The organism is Flavobacterium sp., assembly GCF_039930565.1.
Lineage (GTDB): Bacteria > Bacteroidota > Bacteroidia > Flavobacteriales > Flavobacteriaceae > Flavobacterium.
This window is the reverse complement of record NZ_JBDTTP010000128.1, coordinates 1-6,579: the sequence shown is the minus strand read 5'-3', so window position 1 is coordinate 6,579 and position 6,579 is coordinate 1. Positions and strand designations below refer to the sequence as shown.

3 protein-coding genes are annotated in these 6,579 nt (G+C 34.6%); 2 read left to right on the top strand and 1 reads right to left on the bottom strand.

Going from position 1 to position 6,579, the window contains the following annotated elements:
* Positions 1 to 227 precede the first annotated feature (227 nt).
* Positions 228 to 2,834, top strand: a complete 2,607-nt coding sequence (clpB, locus tag ABI657_RS18700) for an ATP-dependent chaperone ClpB (RefSeq protein ID WP_348098788.1) — start codon at positions 228 to 230, stop codon at positions 2,832 to 2,834.
* A gap of 372 nt (positions 2,835 to 3,206) precedes the next feature.
* Positions 3,207 to 4,085 carry a DUF808 domain-containing protein gene (locus ABI657_RS18695; protein ID WP_348098787.1) on the top strand — a complete coding sequence of 293 codons (879 nt, stop codon included), beginning with the start codon at positions 3,207 to 3,209 and terminating at the stop codon, positions 4,083 to 4,085.
* 66 nt (positions 4,086 to 4,151) lie between these two features.
* Here ABI657_RS18695 and pheT read toward each other — a convergent pair whose 3' ends face one another.
* Positions 4,152 to 6,572 (bottom strand): phenylalanine--tRNA ligase subunit beta, encoded by a 2,421-nt coding sequence (gene pheT, locus ABI657_RS18690; protein WP_348098789.1) that lies wholly within the window; start codon positions 6,570 to 6,572, stop codon positions 4,152 to 4,154.
* Between the last annotated feature and the right edge of the window lie 7 nt (positions 6,573 to 6,579).

The following is a 6,579-nucleotide window of genomic DNA, read 5'->3' as shown; positions in this document are numbered from 1 at the left end:
TTCCGAATATTGAATTTAAAAAACTCATAATTGACTTGTTTTGTGACTTTTTGACATTTAAAAATGATAAACATCATAGTTTTGATGTCATTTTGTCTTTATTTTTACTGTGGAATATAATTTGAATATCGATACAAAGTTATATCATTTGATTTTAAAATTTGACGCAATAAATTCAAAATTTAATGGTATCGATGAAAAGGCAAAAAAAACTAAATCATAAAAAAATGAACATCAATAAATTTACCACAAAATCACAGGAAGCCATTCAGCTTTCCCAGCAGCTGGCGCAAAGATATGGGCAGCAACAAATAGAAAACGAACACATTTTTAAAGCCATTTTTGAGGTTGATGAAAATGTAGCGCCTTTTATTCTGAAAAAACTTAACGTAAATGTGCCTTTGTTTTTACAAATATTAGATTCAACAATTCAGAGCTTTCCAAAAGTTACTGGTGGCGATATTGTGCTTTCCAGAGATGCGAATAAAGCTTTGAACGAAGCTGAAATCATTGCACAAAAAATGAACGACGAATACGTTTCGATCGAACATTTAATTTTAGCCATTTTTGATTCAAAAAGTAAAGTTGCTCAAATTTTAAAAGATCAGGGTGTTTCTGGAAAAGCCTTAAAGGCAACTATTGAAGAACTTCGAAAGGGAGAAAGAGTGACCTCGGCATCTGCAGAAGAAAATTATAATTCATTAAATAAATATGCTAAAAATTTAAATGAATTAGCCCGTTCAGGAAAACTGGATCCGGTTATTGGCCGTGATGAAGAAATTCGTCGTGTACTGCAAATTTTAACACGCAGAACCAAAAATAATCCAATGCTGGTGGGAGAACCCGGAGTTGGTAAAACGGCCATTGCTGAAGGTTTAGCCCATAGAATCGTTGATGGTGATGTACCTGAAAATTTAAAAAATAAAATCGTTTTTTCTCTTGATATGGTAGCATTGATTGCAGGCGCAAAGTATAAAGGAGAATTCGAAGAACGTTTAAAATCGGTTGTAAAAGAAGTCACTGCCGCCGAAGGAGATATTGTTTTATTTATTGACGAGATTCACACGCTTGTAGGCGCGGGTGGAGGCGAGGGCGCTATGGATGCGGCTAATATATTGAAACCAGCCTTGGCTCGTGGCGAATTAAGAGCAATAGGGGCTACGACTTTAGATGAATATCAAAAATATTTTGAGAAAGATAAAGCTTTAGAACGTCGTTTTCAAAAGGTTTTTGTGGATGAGCCGGACACTGAAAGTGCCATTTCGATTTTGCGTGGAATCAAAGAAAAATATGAAACGCATCATAAAGTTCAGATTAAAGACGAAGCGATTATAGCGGCTGTTGAACTTTCGCAACGTTATATCACGAATCGTTTTCTACCAGATAAAGCAATCGATTTGATGGATGAAGCGGCTTCTAAATTGCGTATGGAAATCAATTCAAAACCAGAAGAATTAGATGTTCTGGATCGTAAAATCATGCAGTTGGAAATTGAGATTGAAGCGATTAAACGTGAAAAAGAAGAGAGTAAGCTTAAAATCCTTCATATGGATTTGGCTAACCTTAAAGAAGAACGTAATGTAATCTACACCAAATGGAAATCTGAAAAAGATGTTGTAGATGGAGTTCAGGCTGTAAAATTAGAAATAGAAGATTTTAAACACGAAGCAGAACGTGCAGAACGCGAAGGTGATTACGGAAAAGTAGCCGAAATTCGTTACGGAAAAATCAAAGAAGCACAGGAACGTCTTGATGTTTTATTGAAACAATTGCAGGAATATCAATCTGGCAATTCATTAATTAAAGAAGAAGTAACCCGCGAAGATATTGCCGAAGTTGTGGCAAAATGGACAGGAATTCCGATAATGAAAATGCTTCAGACAGAGAAAGAAAAACTCCTTAATCTGGAAGAAGAATTACACAGAAGAGTTGTAGGTCAGGAAGAAGCGATAGAAGCTGTAAGTGATGCTGTACGCAGAAGCCGCGCCGGATTGCAGGATATGAAAAAACCTGTTGGAACATTCTTATTTTTAGGAACAACCGGAGTTGGTAAAACGGAACTTGCAAAAGCTTTGGCAGAATATCTTTTTGATGACGAAAATGCCATGACACGCATCGATATGAGTGAGTACCAGGAACGTCATAGTGTGAGCCGTTTAGTTGGTGCTCCTCCGGGATATGTGGGTTATGACGAAGGTGGACAGTTAACTGAAGCTGTTCGAAGAAAACCGTATTCTGTGATTTTGTTGGATGAGATTGAAAAAGCGCATCCGGATACGTTCAATATTTTATTGCAAGTTTTGGATGAAGGCCGATTAACGGATAACAAAGGTCGTCTGGCTGATTTTAAAAACACAATTATCATAATGACCTCAAATATGGGAAGTCATATTATACAAGAGAAATTTGAGAATTTAAAAGGAAGTGCCGAAGCTGCAATGGAGGCTGCAAAAGTTGAAGTTTTAGGACTATTGAAACAAACTGTTCGTCCGGAATTTATAAATCGTATAGACGAAATCGTAATGTTTACGCCCTTAACAGTCGATAATATTTCCAGAATTGTGAGTTTACAACTTAAAAGCGTTAGCAAAATGCTAGGACAGCAAGGTATTACCATGGATGCAACTCCTGAAGCAATCAAGTATCTTTCAGATAAAGGGTACGATCCTGAGTTTGGTGCAAGACCTGTAAAACGTGTTATTCAGCGTGAGGTTTTGAATCAGTTATCTAAAGAAATTCTGGCTGGACATATTACAACAGAGAGCATTATTTTAATTGATGCTTTTGATGGTAAGTTGGTTTTTAGAAATCAAAAACTAGAATTAGCCAAATAAGTTCTTAGTTATAATAGTTTTAAGACACCAGTTGTACAGCTGGTGTTTTTTTATGCAAGTAATCTGTAAATCTTGAAAGTTTTATTAAAAGTAATATAAATTAAATATTGATAATATCAAGATCTTTACGAAAACATTTAAAATTAATATAAACTATAAATATAAAATTATGAATAACATTTTTAGAGGGTTACTTGCGGGTTACGGTGCAAAAAAATTAGGAGGCGGATGCTTTGGTACTATTTTGGTTTTTATTATTATTTGGGTGCTTTTAGGTCAATGCAGTTAATTTTTTAGCCGGAAATTAAATCAAAAGTATTATTTTCGCAAAACTTAAAATATCCGGATTTAAATACTAAAAATTAAATTATAATGGCAACAGGTTTTTTTGTCCTATTAGATGATATCGCAGCAATTATGGATGATGTTGCAGTAATGAGTAAAGTTGCAGCAAAAAAAACGGCCGGTATTTTGGGCGATGATTTAGCTGTAAATGCCGAAAAAGCTTCAGGATTTGCTTCATCAAGAGAACTTCCTGTACTTTGGGCAATCAGTAAAGGTTCACTCCTGAACAAAATAATTATTCTGCCAATTGCATTTTTGTTAAGTGCCTTTTTACCCGTTGCAATTATTGTAATTCTGGTTCTTGGAGGACTTTTTTTAGCTTACGAAGGAGCTGAAAAGATTTATGAATTTATATTTCCACACAGTCACAAGGAATCAGAAGGAATAACTGAAGATTCTTTTACTGAAGAAGAAATTTTGGAAATGGAAAAAGGTAAAATAAAATCGGCCATAATAACTGATTTCATATTATCTGTAGAAATTGTAATTATCGCTTTGGGTACGGTAATCGAAGAGCCTTTAATGCAGCAAATCGTTGTAACTTCAATAATTGCCTTAATAGCAACTATTGGTGTTTATGGCATTGTCGCTCTTATTGTTAGAATGGATGAAGCAGGTTATAAGCTTATTAAGTTTAGCAAAAAAGAAAAAAGTATATCAAAATTTATTGGTAATATTCTGGTAAAAGCGCTTCCATTAGTTATAAAAAGCCTGACAGTTGTTGGTACAATTGCATTACTGTTAGTTGCCGGCGGAATCTTTGTACATTACATTCCATTTTTTCATCACTTATCGGCTAAAATAAACATCCCTTCAATTATAAAAGAATTTGTTGTAGGTTTTATATTAGGAATTATAGTTTTGGGGATTGTTAATCTGTTCAAAAAGCTTTTCACAAAACGCTAATTAAAAATACATAATCTTTAAGGATAAAAAAAACACCAGCATTTGCTGGTGTTTTTTTTATAAATCTTATCTTAAACTTGCTCCCAGTTCAGTTTCAAAAGTTTCCTGCAGATTAGACATTATTTTATCAATCTGAATATCAGTCAGGGTTTTTGTATTGTCCTGAATTGTAAAACTCAAAGCATATGATTTTTTACCATCCGGAAGCTTATCACCTTCATAAACATCAAATAAATTGACATCTTTCAAAAGAGATTTTTCTGTTTGTCTGGCCAGGTTATAAATACTTTCGTAGGTTGTATTCTGATCAATCAACAAGGCTAAATCCCTGCGGACTTCAGGATATTTGGGTATTTCAGAATATTTAATCTTTCCTGTAATTATTTTTAAAACCAAATCCCATTTAAAATCAGCATAATAAACATCTTGTTTAATTCCAAAATGTTTCAGTATTGATTTTTTAATCACTCCCATTTCAACCAGTGTATCATTATTATAACAAATAGCTGTTCCTTCTGAAAAAATATCAGATTGTACCGGAGCATTAGAAATTTTGTCAATTCCTAAGCGATTTAAAATACCCTTTACATATCCTTTCAATAAAAAGAAATCAGTTGTTTTTTGAGGATTTGTCCAGCTTTCTTTATTTCTGTTTCCCGAAATCAATAAACTTAGATGTTTATGCTCTTCATAACCGTTAAGAAACTTATGATATGTTTTTCCGAATTCAAACAATTTTAAATCTGAATTTTTTCTGTTGATGTTGTATGAAATTGCTTCTAAACCCGAAAACAATAAAGATTGACGCATCGTTGATAAATCACTGCTTAAAGGATTTAGCATTGTTACATTATGTTCTTCCTTTAATACAGTCGACAATTTAGCGTACGCAGCTGTGGTTAAGGAATTGGCCATCATTTCATGAAAACCTTGTGAGTTTAATTGCGATGCTATTGCATTTTGCACCTTATAATCTTCAGTTCGTGGTGAATTAGCGACTGTAGCATTAAATTTCGTAGAGAAATCAATGTTATTGTATCCATAAACTCTCAGAATCTCTTCAATCACATCTATTTCACGCTGAACATCAACTCTGTAGGCAGGAATGGTTAATCCCAAGCCAGATTCAGAAACACTATTAACTTTAATATCCAGGGAAACTAATATTTTCTTTATTGTGTCTTTTGGAATTTCCTGCCCAATTATTTTATAAACATTACTAAAATTCAACAAAACAGAAAAATCTTCTATTTTTTTAGGATATACTTCTATCACATCCGATGTAATTTCTCCTCCGGCCACTTCCTGAATTAAAATTGCAGCACGTTTAAGGGCATATTCTGTAATTGTTGGGTCAATTCCTCTTTCAAACCTAAATGAAGCATCAGTATTTAACTGATGTCTTTTAGCTGTTTTACGAATGCTGACAGCATCAAAATAAGCACTTTCTAAAAATATAGAAGTCGTTCCTTCAGTGACCCCGGATTTTTTTCCTCCAAAAACTCCGGCAATACACAGTGGACCCTTTTCATCGCAAATCATAAGATCCTCTTTGTGTAATGTTCTTTCAACATCATCTAAAGTTGTGAATTTTGTACCTTCCGGAAGTGTTTTTACGAATATTTTTCCATTGATTTTGCCAGCATCAAAAGCGTGAAGGGGCTGGCCTAGTTCGTGCAAAACATAATTAGTAACATCAACAATATTATTTTTTGGAGTTAATCCGATTGCTTTTAGACGATCCTGCAACCATGATGGAGATTCTTCAACAGTAATACCGGAAATCGTTACACCGCAATATCTTGGAGCCAGTAGAGGCTCTTCGACATTAACATCAATTTTCAAGGTCCTCATATCTACCCTGAAATTGCTTACAGAAGGTGTAATCAATTCAACATGTACACCCCGCTGAAGCATTCCGGCTCTTAAATCACGTGCAGTTCCGTAATGGCTCATCGCATCTGCGCGATTTGGGGTTAAACCAATTTCGAAAACTTCATCATTAACCGCTTTAAAAACTTCTGAGCCCAGCGTTCCGGGTTCAAGTGCATCATCCAAAATCATAATCCCATCATGGCTTGTACCAAGCCCTAATTCATCTTCTGCACATATCATCCCATGGCTTTCCTGACCACGTATTTTTCCTTTTTTTATTGTAAAAGCTTCACCTTGACTGTCATATAAAACTGTCCCGATTGTTGCTACAGGTACTTTTTGTCCTGCCTCAACATTAGCAGCACCACAAACAATTTGGATTGGGTCCTCTAAACCAATATCCACAGTGGTAATTTTTAATCTGTCTGCATCCGGATGTTTTTCGCAAGTGAGAACATGTCCTATAACAATTCCTTCCAAACCACCTTTAACCGATTGGTATTTTTCGACAATCTCAACTTCTAAGCCCAAATCTGTCAATAATTCAGATGTCTGCTCTGATGTCCAGTCTGTTTTAATAAATTGTTTTAACCAGTTGTAAGATATTTTCATGTTAACT